The sequence below is a fragment of the Nocardia altamirensis NBRC 108246 genome, assembly GCF_001612685.1.
Classification (GTDB): Bacteria; Actinomycetota; Actinomycetes; order Mycobacteriales; family Mycobacteriaceae; genus Nocardia; species Nocardia altamirensis.
This window is the reverse complement of the sequence record NZ_BDAY01000003.1, coordinates 25,351-44,594: the sequence shown is the minus strand read 5'-3', so window position 1 is coordinate 44,594 and position 19,244 is coordinate 25,351. Positions and strand designations below refer to the sequence as shown.

13 protein-coding genes are annotated in these 19,244 nt (G+C 65.8%); 2 read left to right on the top strand and 11 right to left on the bottom strand.

What is annotated here, in order from left to right; all coding sequences use genetic code 11:
• Positions 1-39: 39 nt before the first annotated feature.
• The 8 genes from NA11_RS00690 to eccA form a co-directional block, all read right to left on the bottom strand.
• Positions 40-870: an ESX secretion-associated protein EspG gene (locus NA11_RS00690; RefSeq protein ID WP_069159728.1), complete on the bottom strand. Its 831-nt coding sequence runs from the start codon at positions 868-870 to the stop codon at positions 40-42.
• A 55-nt stretch (positions 871-925) separates the two neighbouring features.
• Complete coding sequence (locus NA11_RS00685) at positions 926-1,219, bottom strand: WXG100 family type VII secretion target (protein ID WP_084653847.1); 294 nt, start codon at positions 1,217-1,219, stop codon at positions 926-928.
• A gap of 43 nt (positions 1,220-1,262) precedes the next feature.
• On the bottom strand, positions 1,263-1,592 hold the full coding sequence (locus tag NA11_RS00680) for a hypothetical protein (protein ID WP_141717303.1): 330 nt from the start codon (positions 1,590-1,592) through the stop codon (positions 1,263-1,265).
• 61 nt (positions 1,593-1,653) lie between these two features.
• Positions 1,654-2,946: a PPE domain-containing protein gene (locus NA11_RS00675; protein ID WP_069159725.1), complete on the bottom strand. Its 1,293-nt coding sequence runs from the start codon at positions 2,944-2,946 to the stop codon at positions 1,654-1,656.
• Positions 2,947-2,973: 27 nt separating this feature from the next.
• A complete protein-coding gene (locus NA11_RS00670; RefSeq protein ID WP_069159724.1) occupies positions 2,974-3,294 on the bottom strand; it encodes a hypothetical protein in 321 nt (106 codons plus the stop codon).
• A 122-nt stretch (positions 3,295-3,416) separates the two neighbouring features.
• Positions 3,417-7,433, bottom strand: coding sequence for a type VII secretion protein EccCa (eccCa, locus tag NA11_RS00665; protein WP_084653845.1), 4,017 nt, complete (start codon positions 7,431-7,433; stop codon positions 3,417-3,419).
• Positions 7,430-8,986 (bottom strand): type VII secretion protein EccB, encoded by a 1,557-nt coding sequence (gene eccB, locus NA11_RS00660; RefSeq protein ID WP_069159722.1) that lies wholly within the window; start codon positions 8,984-8,986, stop codon positions 7,430-7,432. The genes eccCa and eccB overlap by 4 nt, the downstream gene beginning before the upstream one ends.
• Before the next feature lie 24 nt (positions 8,987-9,010).
• Entirely contained in the window at positions 9,011-10,765 is a 1,755-nt protein-coding gene (eccA, locus tag NA11_RS00655) for a type VII secretion AAA-ATPase EccA (protein WP_069159721.1), read from the bottom strand.
• 639 nt (positions 10,766-11,404) lie between these two features.
• Here eccA and NA11_RS00650 point away from each other — a divergent pair.
• Complete coding sequence (locus NA11_RS00650; RefSeq protein ID WP_141717302.1) at positions 11,405-12,643, top strand: phthiocerol/phthiodiolone dimycocerosyl transferase family protein; 1,239 nt, start codon at positions 11,405-11,407, stop codon at positions 12,641-12,643.
• A gap of 43 nt (positions 12,644-12,686) precedes the next feature.
• Here NA11_RS00650 and NA11_RS00645 read toward each other — a convergent pair whose 3' ends face one another.
• Complete coding sequence (locus tag NA11_RS00645; RefSeq protein ID WP_141717301.1) at positions 12,687-14,717, bottom strand: WXG100-like domain-containing protein; 2,031 nt, start codon at positions 14,715-14,717, stop codon at positions 12,687-12,689.
• Between the two features lie 6 nt (positions 14,718-14,723).
• Positions 14,724-15,665, bottom strand: coding sequence for a C40 family peptidase (locus NA11_RS00640; RefSeq protein ID WP_245745639.1), 942 nt, complete (start codon positions 15,663-15,665; stop codon positions 14,724-14,726).
• 250 nt (positions 15,666-15,915) lie between these two features.
• Between NA11_RS00640 and NA11_RS00635 the strand changes: the two genes are divergently transcribed.
• Complete coding sequence (locus tag NA11_RS00635; protein ID WP_069159717.1) at positions 15,916-16,866, top strand: hypothetical protein; 951 nt, start codon at positions 15,916-15,918, stop codon at positions 16,864-16,866.
• Between the two features lie 322 nt (positions 16,867-17,188).
• On the opposite strand, the gene NA11_RS00630 is transcribed toward NA11_RS00635, so the two are convergent.
• The gene (locus NA11_RS00630) at positions 17,189-19,003 is read right to left on the bottom strand and encodes a hypothetical protein (RefSeq protein ID WP_069159716.1); all 1,815 of its coding nucleotides are present in this window, start codon (positions 19,001-19,003) and stop codon (positions 17,189-17,191) included.
• Between the last annotated feature and the right edge of the window lie 241 nt (positions 19,004-19,244).

The window sequence follows — 19,244 nt, the reverse complement described above, 5'->3', positions numbered from 1 at the left end:
CCTTTCCTGCTCCACGGACGTTTCCTGCTCCACGGACGTTCATCGAATTCTGCTGGCGCCGAACCAGCTTCGGCTCGGCAGCAGGTCGATCAACGCCGCGATACCCGACGCGAGCGCGGCGTCGTCGCCGGGCGCGTAGGTCGACCTGACCTCACCGTCCATGGCGACGCTCGGCGTCACCACGATCCGCCCGAAGGCGGTGTCCAACACGCTGAGGCACACCTCCGGTTCCACCGAGCCGCCGTCTTGATGTTCGACGAGTACTACTTCCGCGCGCCGATGTATCTCATCGAGCGCCCTGGTGAGCGCCGCCGCGGTCTGCGGCCGTGCGCCCAATTCGGCAAGAGCCGAGCGCCGTTCGTCCGGATCGGCGGGCACCTCGGTGAACTGTGCCAGCGTCGCGGTCATCGGCGTGAAACGCAGTGGCGGACAAGGCCCCAACGCCGTCGCCAAGGCGGCAGGCACCGGATCCGAGCCACCGTGCTCGTGGAACACGGATTGGATGACGATCTCGTCGTCGTGCCGCACCGCCAGCACGTGCTGGTCGCCACCACGCACCAGCGACAGCCGCAGCATGGTCTGCGCCTCGCCGCCGCGGCCGGTAGCTATGACCCGAGCAGACAGCTCTATGTCGGGCCGGTACAGACACCACAGCCAGCGCTCTACCTCCCTGTGCACGCGGCCGTCCGTGATGACGCCGATCTCGACGAGTTCGGCCGTAACGGCCGCGCGCACCCGGTCCCGGTCCTCGAACCGAAAGATGTTCGGCAACAAGGCAAGCACCGGAGGGTAAGAGTCGATGCCGACGATGTCTTTCAACAACAGAGCGGCATCGACGTTCAGGTCGATCGCGACGGGGTCGGACTTCACACCTGCACCAAAGTTGGAAACCGATTTCAGACGGCCATGTTCCGTTCCAGCACCCTTACCGGTGGAAAAGCTGGCCGACGCCGACATCGGTCCTGTGGAACTCGTCGGACGCAGCCTGGACCGCATTACGCAGTCTGACCAGCGACGCCTTGAACTCCGTCATATTCGCCGTCCAATCGCGCATCACGCCTTCGTATCCAGAGGCGCCGACACCGACGAAACCGGCCATGAGCTCGTTTTTATTCGTGTTTATATCCTCGTTCTTGGCTTCGATAAGGTTCGCCACGTTACCAAATTCTTCGAGCGCCGCGGCGATTCGAACATGATCAATTACAATTGGACCAGTCATTACATTTCCTTTCAGCTACATCGGGAACAATATCCGCGACGATCTAGAATTTGGTGTCCACTACGGAGCCCCCGGTGACAGCGTTGACCTGTTGGCCCGAATTGGCATCCTGATCATCCACCTTGGCCGCGCCGACACCGAGATTGGTGCCGATTTCGGACATGTTCCCCGTCATCTTGCGACCGATGCCATCGTTGTTCGTGAACGCATTCTGCGTCGCCACGCCGGTAATCGGAGATTTCAGTATCGGACGCAGCTGGTCCGCAATGCCGAGCATCCGGCCGAGCAATCCGTTCATCTCTTGGGTAAGCGCCTCGGTCTTCACACCGGTCGCCCTTACCTGAGCCGGGTCACCTTCGAATGAGTATGCCATTTTGATCTTCCTTCCAGATCGGTCTCAACTTCGGCCTCGGTGCACAATCACCGGGGACGTTCTATGGCCGAAACTCGGCATCATCGTCGGGCCCGAGGACACCGAGCAGCACTGACTCCGCTGCCACCGCTTCGATGGCGTCCTCGTCGTGGTATTCGAGGACGCCGAAGGCAGGCGCCTGTTCGAGCGTGGGCACCTCGTACTGCATGCCGGGCACGAACACTCGGCCTGGACCGCGCTCGGTGTCCTCGTGACGCCGGAGCAGTTGTCCGACAGGCGCCGTGGCGCCGGTCGGCGCCATCGGCGGCGCGAAGGGCGCGCCGGCCGGTGGGGGCGTTGCGGCGCCAAAAGCAGTGCCTGGGCCCGATGGCCAACTCGACGGCATCCGGAACCCGGTCGAGGCACCCGACATCGAGCCGAGCCCGCCACGGATCATGCCGAGGGCGGACATGCTGCCCACGCCGCCGTTCAAGCCGGCGAGGGTTGCGGAGTAGGGCGAGGTGCCGAGGAAGCCTTGCTGTGCCAATCCCCCGTCGACCCCGCTCGCGCCGGGATCGGCGAGTGTGTCGGCTGGCGACATAGTGGCCTGGTTCCCGTCCGGAATTGCCTGCTGGGCAAGTGACTCCGGTGATGTTGCCGGATCCGTGAGTGACTCGGCCGCCTTGGACACCGGGTCCGCGGCACCGTTGACCGCCTGATTGGCGACTTGCTCAGCCGCGGAGTTCGCGGCATTCGTCGCGTCGGTCAGGGTTTTGCCGAGTCCAGCCGGATCGCCGAGCCCATCCATGCCGAGGTGCGGCGCGCCCATACCGCCTGGCATGACAATATGCGGTGGCGGCGCAGGCGGCGGAATGGTCGCCATCGCGCCCATCACTTGGCTCGCATAGCCATTCATGACCGCAGTCGTTTGCAGCCACAACAGGTAATACACGGTCTCGTTCACCGCGATGGCCGGGGAATTCTGCCCCATCGTATTGGTCATCGTGAGGCTGGCGAAGGCTACCCGGTTCGTCATGATGATCGGAAGCGTCGCCGCGGCGTAGGTCCGTGCCGCCGAATAGGCTGCGGCTACTGTGGCGGCCGCAGCAGCCACCTGACCTGCGACCGAGGACTGCTGCCGTAACCAGTTCGCGTGTCGGTGAAACGCGGCCTGCGCCTTGTCCGACGTCTCGCTGCGCCACGAATCCCCCAGGCTTCTGGTGGAGCCGTCGGAACCGCCTGCGGCCGCGACGAGGGCGTCGGCCATGTTGGCGTAGGCGGCGGCGGTGGCGTTCATCGGCAGCTCGCCTGGACCGGACAGCAATCTGATACAGGCGATTTCCGGCAGCGTGGCACCGAGTTCGAACGGAAGCATGGCGGCTTGACCCTTAGCTCTCGTGCCCTAGGCCGGTAGCGTCGAGGCCGCGGCGGCGATGGCTGGGCCGCCGTTCAGGTCGGAGGCGGTGTACGAGGCGGCGACCGGAGTCAGCACCTGAGAACCGGTAGCCAAATGGGCGATGCCAGGGGTGGTCGTCATGCCGAAGAAGCCCGGCTGATAGCCCTGGAGAAATCCTGCGGCCCAGGCGCTCACGACGTCGGCAGCTGCGGGCACGGGCACAGCCGCGACCTGCATGGCACCCGTTGTTGCCGATAAGCTCGCCGCGTTCGCGGATTGCTGCGCACCGATGAGGGGGAGCTGCTCTGGATAGATTTCGAAAGACATGAGGATCGTCCTATCGACTCGCGCCAGCTCGTAATGAGCGATACAAAAGGAACGTTAAGCTATTCCCAGCAGTGGAGAGACTTTCCGATGGCCAGCGCATGGCAGCCCGTCCCGCCTGCTCGTCAACCGGTGACTGGTGACCACGCCGCCTGGACGAGATCGCGCCGGGAAAGCAGCGGCTCGACGAAGATGCCCCGGCCGACCGGCTGCTTGGTCGGCTTCACGTCGCCGATCAGCATGCCGTCGAACTTCGAGCCGTCCATGATCAGACCCGACGAATTGAGGTTCTTGACCTGACCGAGCACATTGTCGTACAGCGCCGAATCAGCCTGTGCGATGTTGCGCGCCGCGATGATGTGCAGACCCGTGTCCCTGCCGTCCACGATGATGTCCTTGATCGCGTCGAGCGGGTTGCCCATGCCACGCTGCACCACCATGTGGTAGTCATCGATGACCACGAAGATCTCCGGACCGCTCCACCAGGAGCGCTCTTTGAGCTGCTGCGAGGTCACCCCGTCGGGGGGGCGCCTGCTGCGCATCTTCGCCGCGAATGCGGGCAGGCCGTCCACCACATCACGCTCGCTGGTCAAGTAACCGATCAACAGTTCATCCGGGACCACGTCCAGATGGGTACGGCGGTAGTCGATGAGCAGGACCCTCGCCTGCGCAGGGGTGAACTGAGTTCGGATCGTTTCCAACAGCGCCGCGAGCACCGTCGATTTTCCGCAGCCGGACGAACCGAATACGACAAAGTGCGGCGAGACACCGAAATCGATGGCAGCGGCGCCGAGGTCGGACTCGCGCATACCGAACGGGACCACCAGTCGATCGGCCGCAGTCACCGGTTCGGGCAGTTGTGCACGAATCTCTGCCAAGCCGACTTGCGCGGGCAGCAATCGCACCTCAGGCGCGTGACGGCCACGGTAGGTCTGCCCGATCTGCTCGATCGCGGCCGACAAACCCGCAGCGGCAGAATCGGATTCACCGCTGCCGTCGATCCGCGGCAATGCGGTGAGCATGTGTAGCGCCTCGGTGGAGATACACCGTCCCGGACGATCCGCGGGAATCGCCGCGACGATGGTGCGGTGCTGCATGAAGACAGTGTCGGTGAGATCGCCGAGACGCATCTCCAGGCGCGTCTGCACCAGGTCCTTGATACCGGGTCGCACCGCCGCCCAGCGTGAACTGCTGAGCACGAGGTGGATACCGTAGTTGAGGCCCTGCACCGCAATGGATTCCAGGACCGGCATGTATTCGTCGTAGAACGGCCCGCTCACCGCGAAGCCGAGATCCCAGCCGTCGATGACGAGGAAGACATCGCCGAACAGATCGCCACGAGCGGAGAGTTCCGCGGATTCGCGAGCTGAGCTACGCCGACGCCGGAATTCGCGCATGGTGTCGACGCCGAGTTCGGCGAACAGCGACTGTCGGTGCGCCAGGAGATTCGTGATAAGGGCGAAGGTGCGCCGAATCCGGTCGACATCGCGTGACGAAGCGACCGATCCCACATGGGGGAGCTTGCGCAGACTCGAGAGACCACCGGAAAAATCGAGGCAGTAGAACTGCACCTGTTCGGGAGTGTGTGTCGAGGCAGCCGACACGACCAAAGTCTGCAGGGCCGTTGATTTCCCGGATTGCGGTCCACCGACGACCGCGACATGTCCACCCGCCCCGGACATGTCGACCGTCCACACATCCTGACGTTGCTGGCGCGGCTTGTCCACGATGGCCAGCGGCAGCTGCAGCATGCCCGCCGTCACCGTGGGCACCAGCGCGTCCAGCGTCGGCGGCACGACCAGCGGCGGCAGCCACATCTTGTGCGCGGGTCGGCCGTGTCCGGCAAATTGCTGCAGCGCCGTCTCCATCACGGTCAACGGATCGGCCCCCGGCACATCCGGCGTCACCTCCGGCTCCGGCTCCAGCTGTGGCGCGGGCCGCACGTCGATGACCTGCCCGGCAGTGAATGCCTGCGGCGGCTTGTACCCGCCGCCGACCCGGCGCGCGCGCTGCGCGCTGACCGCCGAGACCTGCACCGGCGGCGCATACGGTGCGCCGACATAGGCAGCCTGGAACCGCTGCAGCTCACCGGAGCCGACCCGCAGGTAACCCGCGCCGGGCTTCTTCGGCAGATGGTAGGCGTCTGCGGTGCCGATGGCATCGCGGGAATCGCTGGTTTGATTGGTGCGCAACGCAATTCGATAGGACAGGTGAGCTTCCAGCTCACCCATCCGATTGGCGGGCACCTTCTGCGAGGACAGCAGCAGATGGATCCGCAGCGAACGACCGAGCCTGCCGATGGCCACGAACAGCTTCGCGAAATTCGGGTACTGCTCCAGCAATTCGGCGAACTCGTCGAGGATGATCAACAGCGTCGGCAGCGGCGGCAGCTGAGCCCCTTGCTCGCGGGCCCGCTCGTAGTCGGCGACGCTGGCGAAGTTGCCCGCATCGCGCAGAATCCGTTGCCGTCGTGCCATTTCGCCGTTGATCACGTCCTCCATGCGGGTGACGAGATCAGCCTCCTCCTCCATGTTCGTCACCACGGCGGTCACGTGCGACAGCCGGTCGAAGCCGAGGAAGGTCGCGCCGCCCTTGAAGTCGACGAGCAGCAGGTTCAACACGTCCGGCGAATGCGTGGCGATGGCCGAAAGCACAAGCGTCCGCAGGAATTCCGACTTACCGGAACCGGTGGCGCCGATGCACATCCCGTGCGGGCCCATGCCCTCCTCGGCCGATTCCTTGATGTCGAGATAGACGACGCTGCCTGCCGGATCGTGCCCGAACGGGATGTTCAACCGCGACCGATCGGCGTCGCGCAGCCGCGGCCAGCGGCGCTCGACCAGGATGTGGCCGGGATCAGCTATGCCGACCATCTCCTCCCACGAGGTGCCACCTTTGGCCTGTTCCGCGGCAACGGCTTCCACCACGGTGGACAGCCGGTACGGCGACACGCTGCGGGCCACCGCGGTCACCGCGGGGATGGCCATGGTGTCGGCGACGCCGACCCGCCGCTTGCCCCGCGAGGTCACCTCGTGCAACGAACTGTCCTCGTCCACCACGAATTTCAGCGCACGCGGCAAGGTCTGCTCCGCGGGCCCGAGGCGCAACCAGGTGCAGCCGTCGATACCCGAGATATCGCGGTCGGTCCCGGCGCCGCCGACCTCGACGATCAGCAGAAAATGCTTGCGGTCGAGCGAGGGTTCGGAATTCGCCGAGAACGGACCACGATTGAGCCCGGCAAGCACCTTGGCCCGCAACTCCGCGACGGTGCGGTACACCATCCTGCTCGGTCCGATCGCATCGGTGTCGCTGGCGTGCTGGGTGTGCGGCAACCATTTCAGCCAGGACCATTGCGGCGCATCGGGATCCGTGAGCACCGCGGCCACCGCCACCTGGTCCGGCCCGTGCAACACCACCACCTCGGCAATCATCGCCCGCACCAGACCCGCCACCGCCTCGGCATCACCGTCGATCCCGACCTGCGGCGCCGACAGCAGATTGATGGCGACCGGCATCCCGCCGACGGTGGAGTACGCCTTCGCGAACTTCGTCAGCTCGACCACGCCGACCGGGTCGAGGTCCGAGGTCGGCGCCGCCTCCGGCACGATCACCCTGACTTGATTCGGGATCCGGCCGCGGCCGACCCGCACCCGCAGGAACTGCGGGCTGGCGACCTGCACCTCCCACATCCGCTTGCCGCCGATCAGCCTGGCCAGGCCTGCCGGGCCGGGATGGGTGTGCCGCAGGTACTCGTGCAGCTCGATCTCGGCTTCCCGCACCGTCTTCCGGTTGTCGGCGACACTGCGCAGGTAGTCTTTGCGTTCCTCGTTGAGGTCGGCGGCGCTACCGCCGGCACCGGCGCCGCCGAACATCGAGCCGCCCATCATGCCCGCCATCGAGACCATCATCATGATCGGGAAGAACAGCATCATCGGCGACATCGCCCCGCCGCCGCGGAACATCATCACCACCATGCCGACCATGGCCGCGACCATGACCACCGGCATGATCATCTTGATCCGCGACGCGGGCACCGGCTTCTGCAGTTCGGTCGGTGGCTCCAGCCGCAGCTCGGTGACGGCGGGCGCTTTCGGGCCGCGCTCCATGCGGGCGGGCCGGACGAATCGGCGCGTGCTCGTCACCGGGCCTCACCGCCGAGCCCAGCGACAAGCTTGTTGGACGGGATGCCGTCGTGCACCACTTTGGCATCACGCTGGGACAGCGTCGGCCCGACCGCGAACAGCGAGACGATGCTCCACGGCGCCGTAACGGGTGTGCGCAGCCCGAGTGCCGCGAGCGTCGGATCGGTGCCCGTCTGGCTCTGCCCGATATCGATCCCGTAGCGGACCCCGCTGTCGGAAATCCAGTACAGCGATTCGCGCCGCGACGAGGCCGGGTCGGCACCGGTCACCTGGACGAAGCGGCCCGTGTTCCGCGGCAGATATGCGGAATCGGCGGTGCCGCCCCGTGATATCGGCGCGGTCACCGAATCGACGACGCGACTCTGTTCCTCCGCCCGCAACGGCAGCTGCCGACCGACGAGCAGTTCGGTCACGGCGTTCTGTTCGGTCCCCGTGCGCGACCAGTGATAGCAGGTCACCCCGAAGCGGGCCGGATCGACGAGCTTGACCGGGTCGGCCGGAAAGGCCTCGGTCCCCGGCCAGGAACCGGGCCGAAGATTCGCCGCGATCACATCGGGGCCGACGATGCGGCTCGACGCCGAACCGTGCGAATCCGCGCTACGCAGCATCGCGGCCACCACCGAATTCACCTGCACCACACCGGATTGCGAGACAACATAATGAGAGGAACCCCGATCGGGGGTGGACACGGTCAGCACCGAACCGACGGGCACACTCGGCCCGGAACGCAGCGATGCCGTCTCGCCCGCACCCGGTATCACCGGCACACGGATCGGTGGCACCTCGGGGATCGCGCCGATCAGGCCCTTGGAGACCGCGACAATGGCCGCCGTCGGGTCGATGCCGAGGGCGAGCACGGCGGGCGAATCACGCAGATCGATCGACGCGCGCACCACTCCCTTTGCTGCGTCGGCGTACACCAGCCACGTCGTCGAGCTGTCCCGGAACAATCTGGCTTCACCGGGAGCAAGCCCACGGATGGCGTCGCCGTCCACGGTGAGCGGGCCGCCTATCGCGGTGGTGCGCACCGGCGACAGCGTGACGGTCGGGAGCCCGGTCGTCGGGCTCACCGGGGCGGCCGCACCGAGTTTCGCGGTGTCGCACACCGTCCACGACGATTTCCGGTCGCCCGAATCGACGATGCTGCCCGGCGCACCAGGAATGCCGACCCATGGCCCGCGCGGAAACTTCGCGAGTTCGGCGCGCGAGACCCGCACCGGATTCTCCGCCGATCCGACCACCAGTCGCGCCGAGGTCAGGTTCAGCGCCGGGAACATCCGGTCACCGACGCGAACGAACAAAGCGCCGGTATCGGATTCGGCAACGATCTTGGAGTTCGCGATCTTCTTGTCCGGCTTGAAGAATCCGAGCACCGCCGCGCCTGCGATGCCGACACAGGCGAGCGCAATCCCGATGGACAACGCGGTGGACCGGCCCCGCGCCGGGTCGTCCATCATGGAGGCGTCGCGGCGCACCAGCGCGTGCTCGATCCGACGCAGCAGGAACCGCCAACCAGAGACCTGGTATTTGGTCACTACTCGAAAGCGCGCCACCGGTTTTCGTTCCTTCCGCCAGACCTACGTGGTCCGCGCCAGCCCTTCTAGCGCGGTGGTGATGTCGAAGGCGTCGATGGTCATCAGCTCCTGATCCGACATCGACCCGATATCCAGGTTGTCCCTGGTGAAGCGGTAGTCGCGCTCGGCCTCGGCGGCCTCGACGACGTTGCGCACGAAACGACCGTTGCCTGCGAGGTCGATCAAGCGGCGACCGTTCTTGCGCCGCTCAGCCAAGTCGGCGCACCTGGCCCGCAGCACCTCGCGCGCATCCTCGGAGAGAATCGAATCCTTCTTCTGCGCAATGTGATCGGCGATCTGGACGAGCTCGTCGGGGTCGTAGCTGGCGAACCGGATCCGCTTGGTGAATCGAGACGCGAGTCCCTCGTTGGAGCCGAGGAACCGATCGATCTCGTCGTCGTACCCGGCGATGACCACCACCAGCTTGTCGCGGTCGTTCTCCATGCGCGCCAGCAAGGTGTCGACCGCCTCCTTACCGAAGGCGTCACCGCCGGAAAGACCCTCTTGGATCAGGGTGTAGGCCTCGTCGACGAACAGCACCCCGCCCAGCGCCGAATCGATCAGCGCGTTGGTCTTGGGCGCGGTATGGCCGAGATGGGTGCCGACCATGTCGTTGCGCGACACCTCGACCACGTCCGCATTGTCGACGACACCGAGACCGGCGAAGATCTTGGCGATCACCCGCGCGATGGTGGTCTTACCGGTGCCGGGCGGGCCCGAGAAGATCAGGTGCTGCGACTTGGAGTCGACGGCGAGTCCGCGCTTGACCCGCACCTGATCCATCAGCACGCCGGACTTCAGCCGATCGACCTGCTCCTTGACCGAATCCATGCCGATCTGCGCGCGCAGCAGGTCGGACGCCTCGGCCAGCAGGGTTTCCCGCTCGGCGCGCGCGGCCGTGGCCGCCACCTCGGCCGGATCGTCCCCGGACTTGGGGTCCCACTTGTCGGTGCGCGAGGAGATGACCTCGGCCGGAGTGACCTCGAGCTGATAGGTCTTGTCCCGGACCGCGCGCTGCCATTGCGGGCGTTCCTGCCACAGTCCCGACCCTTGCAGGCCCTTGAGGACCTTCTCGGCGACCTCGTGATCCCCGTTGTGCCGCAACAACATTCCCAGCAAGAAATGCGCGTCCGCCCAGATATAGGACAGGTTGCCCGACGAGGCCTCCTCCACGATCCGTTGCGCGCGCGGCAGCGCTTCGCCGGATCGACCGAGATGGGCCAGTGACTGGGCCGACATCAGCTCGGCCGCGATATCGAGCAGCCCGTCCTCCAGCACCGGCTTGGCAGTGCGCGCGGCAAGCACTTCGGTCCACTGGCCGGTGCGGAAGAACAGTGACATGCGCACGAATTCGGCGACGTCGTCGCGCGGCACATCCTCGATGATCGCGGCGGCCTCGCGCCACTCGCCCGCCGACGCATAGGAGCAGGCCTGGGCGATGGCGATCTGATCGCGATCCGCCATCGCGGCGCGCAGGCCGTACATGCCGATCTCGACCTGGCACCACAGTGCGCGATCGACGAGTCCCGCACGCTGTTGATCGCGGTACAGATTGTGCACTGATCGGTAGGCGCCGTAGATCACCTCGGCGGTGACTTCGCCGGACATCGCGCGCCCGAGCCAGGCATCGCACATGTCGGGATCAAGGTTGGTGGCCGCCAGGAAAGCGGCGGCCGCGTGCTCATCGTTGCGCACCCCACCGGCGACCAATCCCAGACTTTGCACACCCGTGTAGAACGCGTCCTCAGCCGCTGTCAACTCGGACTTCCCTTCAGACGATCTCGAGCTTGACCATAGCTGTCCGGCAAGGGCGAACAGACCAGGCCATTCCCAGCAGAGGGAAGGATTACGGAGCGGTCCGCGCGGGCAAATCCGACAGCTAATGTGACGTTATTTACCGGGCCGTTATTTATATTGCCGCCATCTAGGGGTATAGTGGATCTTGTCGGCGGTTCCCTGAAGGCTCTGGCCGCCGACCTTCCCTAGTGCGGCGACTGACCATATGCCTCGGTCAGTCGCCGCACTTTCGTGGTTGGATCGACCCCGCCGAGCGACCCAAGTTCCCATTGTGCGACCAGGTTGCGCGCAGCTTCTCCCCAACAGTGGGGACACGGGTCCGGCCATCGGCAGTCGAATTCCCGCGCGGACGTGACGATCCCACCCTTCCTGGGCGTCCGATCTATTCACCGTTATTTACCAGGACGCTATTGATCGTGCCGTTGTTTATGGTTAAAGTTGGCCTCGGGAGGCGGTATCCTCATCCCGCCTCCCCCTCAGTGACGACCAACGTGGAGCGGACTGGTCGTCACGTGCCCGGGCAGAGGATCGTCGTCAACCCACCCCCTCGACGGTCCTCTGCCTGTGGCGATCGACCATCTTGTCGCGACAGAGGAACGTATGCCCGAGCCACGTGCTGTCCGCCCGCTCACCTCCAGCGAACGGATGTTCGTCCGCCTCGGCACGGTGGTCGGCTACTCGGCGCTGGTGCGCGGCGACCTCGATCCATGGCTGCTCGCTCAGGCGTACGAGGTCCTCACCCACACTTACCCGGCGCTCACCGCCCGCCTGCAGTCGGTCGGCCACGACGTGATGCTCGTCGAAACCCCAGGCCCGCACCACGGTGTCACCGTCCGCGCCGGCGACACCGACGACCCACTGGCCGGTGCTCGCATTGATCCGCAGTACGCGTTGTCCGGGCTGCACATCGTGAAGAACGCCGAACGCACCGCGGTGACACTGCTCGTCCATCACGCCATCGCGGACGGAAGACACGCACTGGCCATAGTGGCCGACTTCTGGTCCTGCTACACCGATCTCGTCGCGGGCAGCGCGGTCACCAACGGGCCGTACGCGTTTCCGACATCATTCGAGGCGCTTTCGGAGGCACGCGGCATCGCACCGATTCCTACCGAATCACCTAACGCGACAAGGCTTGCCGTCGTGCGTCCGGTGCAGGCCGTTCCGAAACCGCGTGCCGTGTGCTCAGCGCGAATTCGACTCGACCGCGAGGACACCTCGGCACTGATCGCGTTCGGCCACCGCAACGGGCTCACCGTCAACGCCTTGCTCTCGGCCGCGATCCTGCGCACCGAGGCGGCCATCCAGCGAGTGCCGATAACCGCGCTGACCTATTTCTATCCCGTGGACATGCGCACTCGCCTGCTACCCATCGTCGAAAAGACCACGGCGACCAACGTACTCGGCTACGCGATCTACGAGCCGGCGCGTGCGCGCCAGGCCATCGTCGGCCTGGCGCGGACGGTGCACCATCGATTGCGCGCCGGGCTGCTCGACGGCAGCGTGCATCGGGCAGGCCTGCGTTTTCCGGCCGCCCTCGAAGCCGGGATCGTCGGGACGGGACCGAGCCGGGTGCTCTCCTCGACCAACTGGGGCGTGATGTCCGCGCCGCGCCACCCGCCGGGGCTCGAGATCGTCGACTTCCGTGGGATATTCGGGAAAGCGGCGTCGCAACACCCGCCGGTGGCCGCAGCGGAGCGTGAAGTCCCGAACTACGTCATCCTCACCTTCTGCGGCCGGCTCAGCGTCGAGGTGACCGTGGTCGGGGCCGTTGACGACAAGTCGGCGGCACAGCGCGTGGCGACCATGGAAGACGAGCTCGCGTACCTCACCGGATAATCGGCGGGCACGCGAGCCGCGGATTACCCGGGGTCGACGCGGATCATCGGCGCAGACCCTCCGGAGCCATCACCGTAGGACGGGCGGCCGCAGCAGTCGATTCATTTCCGCCGGTGCGGTTTTCGGGCCCCTCCGACCTCGCCAGTCCATCAGACGTCGCGGGTCCCTCAGACCTCGCCGATCCCCCAGACCTCGCCGTGCCGTCGGACTTCGCCGTGCCGTCGGACTTCGCCGTGGTGTCGGACTGGGAGGGCCCCTCAGACCTCGTGGGTCCCTCGGCCTTCTCCGGTTCCCCAGACTTCGTCGCAGCCTCAGACTTCGCGGGCCCCTCAGATCTCGCCTGCCCCTCGGACGTCGCCTGCCCCTCGGACGTCGCCGGCCCCTCGGACGTCGCGACGCCCTCGGGCGTCGCCGGCTCCCTGGACCTCATCGGGGCGTCGGAATTCGCCGGCTCCCGAGACCTCGCCGGTGCATCTGACTTTGCCGGAGCGCTGATCTTTGTTGGTCCATCGATGTTTTCAGGTGCGTCGGACTCAGCAGGCTTACGACCGCCTGGCGCGAATACCTTCGCCGCGTCGGGGGCGCGATCGGGCTTCGACCACGGGGTGCGGCCCGATCCGGCATCGGCAGGCGCGGTGACCGGTGGCGGGGTCGGTGCCTTCGCGGCCTTGTCCTTCACCGATTTCAGCCCGGCCGCGCGGGCCCACGGCGTAGCAGGGCCGGACGTACCGCGACCACCCGGCGATCCCTGTTGCGGCGAGCCCTGTTGTGGTGCACCTTGTTGCGGCGCGGCATGGGCACTGCCGTCACCGACGCCCGGCAGTCGACCAGCCGCATCAACGGGCGGAATGAGCGGTCCGCCAAAGGTATTCGATGACATCGGCGGCGTGGGACCGGTGGGGGGTAGCAGTGGTCCGATGGCACGCTCGTCCGGCGGAAGGGGCCCTGGAGCATCCGGTCCGGACGACGCACCGAGCGGCACGCCGTCGCCCGGTACGCGATCCGGTCCAGGCGTATGCTCGTCGGCGCCCTGTGCGAATGCCGCGGGCAATCCGCCGGCTGGCGGCTCTGGCGGGAACGACGAACCACCCAGCACAGCAGCCGATTCCACATCCGATCCCGGCCCGGCTTTCGCAGCGGATGGCGCGAGAAGCGCGGACAGTCCGTCCGATTTTGCGTCAAGGCCCGACACCGTGGCGCCGGGCATCCACCCGCCGGTCGGCGGCAAGTCCGGGTCGGCGTCGGCCGAGGCGAGCAGCGACTTGGGGCCGTCGGGAACGCTGAGCAACGGCAGATCGAGCGGCAAGCGTAGCGGGGGACCGGACCCAGCGTCGGTCGCGACGACTGGGGCGTCGGGACCGCCGTACATCGAGAAGTCCAGAGTCGCCACCGAATCGGCGAAGGTGGCGGCATGCTGCAGGATGTCGTCGGCATGGGAGTCGAGGATGCCTGCGTAGCGAAGGACCTCATTGGGATCGATATACAAGGTCTGCTTGGACGAGCTGTCCGGCACGTCCAAGACGTCGCTGGCCGCGTTGTACGCCAGTCCCTTGATCATGTCGTCGATCGCCTTCTCGAACGGCTCCAGTGCCTTGGCGACGACCTCGGCGAGGACGTACGCCACGATGGACTGTTCCACCTGAGTAGCGATTTTGCGCGCCGCCATCGAGAGCAAAGGAGCTAGCGGGCCTCCCCCTGGAGTGGCGAGCACAACCAGGAAAGTGCCGACCAGTGCGGTGATTTCGGCGATCGCCACCACTTTGATCAGGCTGATGGCATTGGCCGCCATGTCCAGCGCCGTGGCGACCGTTCGACACGCCTGATCGAGGTCGGCCATATGGGTGCTGCTCATCCGGCCCCAACTGGCCAGCAACGCCGAATAGGAGTGTCCGGAATAGACGGTGCCCATGTCGGTGATGGTGCTTGTCGCCGAATCGTGGGTGTTCGCGACGTTCTGGGCGAAGGTGCGGACGTCCTGCGCGAGATTGTGGACGTCGTCTTCGTCCACGTCCGGCCACGGCACGCCCATGAAGTTGAGGACGACCGCCACTTCGTGGGGAAGTTCGATGGACACCCCCGGCTACACCTGTCTTCCGTTGCGGGACCCCAACACTCGAATGACCACGGCATCGTCGGGCATCTGCGACCATTTGACCGGAACACCGAAAGTCGGCGCCTCGATGACCATGCCGCCGCCCGCGGCAAGTTGGACGTGCTCGGGCCCCTTCCAGCTCCACGAGCTGGCCGGAAACACGAGATCACCGGGTTGCACATCCTGCGGATGCACCCGAACTCCGCTGTGTACCTGGTCGTAGGTGGTGCGCGGCAGGATCAACTCGCCGTTGGTGGCTTGGGCGATCGCGTACTGGGTCAAACCGGAACAATCGAAACCGCCGCCGGTGGGGCCGCCCGCGCCGCCACCACCCCAGACATATTTCGCGCCGAGGAAACCACTCGCGGCGCTGACGGCCGCTCCCCCCGCAGTGCCGTCCGAAGGGATCGGAGGACGGCGACGAGGCCGCTGCGGCGATCCGAGCCGCGGTCGATGCCTGCTCCTTGCCTTGCTCCTGGTGACGGCCTGGCGAGGCGCAGGTATCACTGTCTTCGGCACGGTCGGCGGCATGATCTGCGCCGCTTGCCGCTGCGCCGCAGCCATATCGGCGCTCACCTGCTTGGTGGCGTTGCCGATCGTGCTCTGCGCCGCGGCGAGCAATGCGGGCCCGGTGAAACGGGAGTCACCGATCGAGGCGATGGCCTGAACCCTGGAGTCGAAATCGGCGATCTGATGGGCCAGCTTGCCGCGGCCGGTGACGGTGCCGTCGCTGGTCGAACCGACCGCGGTGTGGACGACACCGTCCCGGTCCGCTTGCGACGCGGCGACGGCATTCTGCATGTCCAGCCGACCGGCATAGTCTTTGACGTTGAGACCCGCCAGCGACGTAAGGTCGGCGGTGCGTGACTCGGACTGGCTTGCCGACACGTCGGCAAGGGCCGGCTGCCCGGACCCGTAGAGCCCGAGCATCGTTCGCAGAAGAGCCTGCAGATCGCCAGTCACGTCCGGCGACATTCGGCCGTCTCGCTCGTGCGCATCACGATCGCCTCCAGATTCCGGTCTACACATTGTGAGACCAGTGAAAACTCTCCGCTTCCCAATTCTGGGGACCAAACAGAAACCGAACGGCATCCATGCGCCGCACACCCGGATTCCGCTTCCCATTATCGGGAAGCGGAGACAATCGAATGAGGAAAATTCTGGGAGGTGGATATCGGCAATGGTGACTAATACGACCACCGCTGCCGATCCTGCCGGTGCGCAGACGGTGTTCGCTGGGAATGCCGCGTCGCGCGCTGTCGCTGTGTACACACCGAAAGGCGCATCACCAAGGCTGGTGCAGTTCATAGAAAGTTGCTCGGCCGCCATTCAACGTGCGGTCGCACTGTGGGGCCGTGCTGAACCGAGCCCACCGCCGCGCGCCGCGCAACTGCCTCCGGCGAGGCCGCACCAGAATCCCGGCGACGGCGAGGCGACCATCGAATATCTCGACGCGCTCGCGAATACGGGCGCCCGCCGCTCCGAGCTGCTGACCATGGACCAGCAGGTCGCCACCACCTCGATCGTCGTCGCCGGAGGCGGAAACCAGGCTCTGCGCGACATTCAGAAATATGTGGACGACCTCAATGCCGTACTACTGGCCGCCGAACCCGGGCTGGTTGCGGCCGGCACCGCTCAGGCCCGCGCCACACTCGAGGCGCCGCTCATGACGGAGATCGCCGCAACGGTGAAGAAGGTGTTCCAACGGGTTTCGTCGACCTACGGAATGAACACCCAGATCGCGGGGGAATCGAACGCGAAGAATAGCAGTCCGAGCTTGCTCGACACCGCGGCGGGAACCGGCGGCGCTGGCGGCGGTCCCGACATCCTGTCGTCGCTACTGCCGTTGCTCGCGATGATCCCGATGGCCGCGACGCCGCTGCTGTCGTTGGTGCCCGAATTGCTGAAGCAACACGAGAACGCCCAAGCCGAGGCCGACAAGAAGGGTGCGCAACCCAAACCCGGAGATCCGGCCGCACCGAACACCCCGAAGTCGGCCGATCCCGCTGCGCCGCATGCGAATTCCGCACCACCGCCCGCGCCTGGCACCGACAGGCCCGGCGCTCCGGCAGTACCTGGCGATCAGCCACGCCGAGCGGATCAACCCGCCACACCTGACGTGCGCGCCTGAAGCATCCGGCTTCGGAACCCACGAGCAGGCTCGACCGGTCTGCCGATACGGCATGCGTGATTCACCGTCGGATCGTGCGCGCCGATCCAGAGTTGGCGTGCCGATATGTGGAATCTGGCTTACTGGTGTGGGATTCGCGTGCAGCGCATGAGATCGCGCCTACTGATCCGCGATTCGTACTCCGATACGTGAAATGGTATCCGCCGATCCGGGATTCGTACCCGGCACGTGAGGCAGAGCCTGCCGATCCGGGATTCGCATGCCGATGTGTGGATCGAGTCTGCCGATGCGCTGGGATCTGGTGCACTCCTGCGCGATTCGGTCACTTGCGCGGCGGCGGGGTCGGCGTAGCAGGTGCCGACGGTGGGGCCGGCGTCAGCGGTGCGACTGCGTTGATGTTCGGCGGAGTGGTCGGCTTCTTCGCCGGTTCCTCATCGCCGTCGACACCCGACGGGTGGAGGAAATGGACGAATTCGTAAGGCCCACTGCCTGCCGCAGGCGGGTTCTGCAAGTCGAGCGGGACGAGTTTGTCGTGCGTGACCAACTGAATGGTGTCACCGTTCACCACCACGATGCCCGAAAGCTTTTCCCCGGTAGTGACATTCCTCCACTCCACAATGTCGCCGGTTGCGGGAGTCCCGTCGACCTTCTTCCACGGCTTGTCTTCGGTCTCCTGCCCCGAGGTGTTCGAGTACGCGTCGCGCGCGTCAATCCCGTTCGGGTCGTTGAATTCTTTGTTCACCGCGCGTGCCACCGCTTCGGGAACCTTCTGTTGCACGTTCTCCACCTTCATATCCACCCAGGGCTTCCGTCCTGCGGGCGGTGGCGGCGGTGGCGTGGCAGGCGCAGCGGTGACCGGTGCGCCCGGAGCGGTGTCGCTCACGGGCGCGCCGGGCGGCACCTCGCCCGGATTTCCGGGGTTCGGTTGGTTCGGATCGTTCGGGTTGGGATTGCGCTCTTGCTCGGGATTCCGCGGACGCATTTGGCTCAACACCTGCTGCGCAATCACCGGCAGCATCGGCAGCATTCCCATCAACGCGGTGAGCGGATTAGGCCCGCCACCGGTAGGCGCGCCACCGCTCCCGTTCGTCGAAGGGGCCGAGGAAGCGCCGAGCTCTTTGAGCAGTGCATCGAGGCCCGAGCCGCCCGTAGTCGGCTTCTTCGTCGGGTCCCCACCGGGGAGCAGGTCCTCGAACAGGGGCTTCATGTCCTGAAGTGGCGCAGTGGAACTGAGGAAATCGGTCACGGGAGGCAGGCTGTTTCTTGGCCCCGGGTCGGTGCCCGTGCTGCCGGGCGGCACATTGTCGGATACTTCCCGCTGCTTCTCGGCGATGAAAGCGTTGGCTGCGTCCAGCTCCTTCTTGACACGGCCGACCGCCTGATAGAGCAAGTCGACCGCCGTGGCAGCCGCGGCGGGCTTCATCTCCTTGCCGGTGATCACCGCCTCGGGATCGAGATGACTCAGCTTGTCGTTCAGCTCGTCGACGATCCCGTCGAGCTTGCCCCGAGTCTGACCGATCTTCTGCGGTATCTGGTCCAAGGAAAGCACCTGAATCTGTGCATTACCCTGTTGCAGCTGATTCTTCACACCGACGATGTAATCGCCCTTCTTCGAATACTGTTCGACCAGTTTTCCGGTATTTTTCTCCTTGCGTGGATCAAGCAAGCCTTGACCGGTCATCATCTTGAACAACTCGTCGGTGTCGCCCTGCTTGAGTGCGCCGATCGTGTCGTAGCACTTCCGGAGCCAGGTGTTGATCGCATCGATCAAGGACCTCAACCACTGCGGCGAGCCGGTCGGGACGTGGACGCTGGGGGCGCCGTAGTGCCTCTTGCCATCCGCTGCCGCGATGACGTGAATCTCTTTGCCCGCTTTGTCGAGAATGACAAGCTTGCCTTTGTCGGTCAGCTGCAAGCTGCCGACGTTCTGCAGCTTCAGACCGTTCTGCCAGATCGAGTAGCCACCGTACGGACCACTGACACTGATATCGAAGGATCCGTCCGACCGGAAGAACAGCGAGCCACCCTTGCCGTTGGTGGCCGAGTCCCAGATGCGGCCATCGGGACCCGCTAGCACCAGGTTCCCGTCCACCATCTTCAGGCTGTAATCGCCGTTCTTCAGCCCGTCGGCGGGCAAGGCGTTGCCTGCGGTTAGTTTTGACGAGTCACTCGGACCTGGCGGCGGGGGCGGGGGCGGCGTTGCCGGGGGCGGCGGGGGCGGTTGCGGTGTCGGTCCCGGCGTTGTCGTAGGTGTCTGTGTCGTTGTCGTCGCGGGCGGTGGCGGTGCTGTCCCGGTCGTCGTCACGGACGGAGGCGTTGAAGTAGTCGTCGCAGGCGGGGGTGAAGCCGAAGTGGTCGTCACCGGCGGGGGTGGAGCC

Excerpts from the sequence above, each read along its gene's own strand:
- NA11_RS00685 (WP_084653847.1), bottom strand. The coding sequence starts at position 1,219 with ATGACTGGTCCAATTGTAATTGATCATGTTCGAATCGCCGCGGCGCTC.
- NA11_RS00680 (WP_141717303.1), bottom strand. The coding sequence starts at position 1,592 with ATGGCATACTCATTCGAAGGTGACCCGGCTCAGGTAAGGGCGACCGGT.
- NA11_RS00675 (WP_069159725.1), bottom strand. The coding sequence starts at position 2,946 with ATGCTTCCGTTCGAACTCGGTGCCACGCTGCCGGAAATCGCCTGTATC.
- NA11_RS00670 (WP_069159724.1), bottom strand. The coding sequence starts at position 3,294 with ATGTCTTTCGAAATCTATCCAGAGCAGCTCCCCCTCATCGGTGCGCAG.
- NA11_RS00650 (WP_141717302.1), top strand. The coding sequence starts at position 11,405 with ATGCCCGAGCCACGTGCTGTCCGCCCGCTCACCTCCAGCGAACGGATG.
- NA11_RS00640 (WP_245745639.1), bottom strand. The coding sequence starts at position 15,665 with ATGCTCGGGCTCTACGGGTCCGGGCAGCCGGCCCTTGCCGACGTGTCG.
- NA11_RS00635 (WP_069159717.1), top strand. The coding sequence starts at position 15,916 with ATGGTGACTAATACGACCACCGCTGCCGATCCTGCCGGTGCGCAGACG.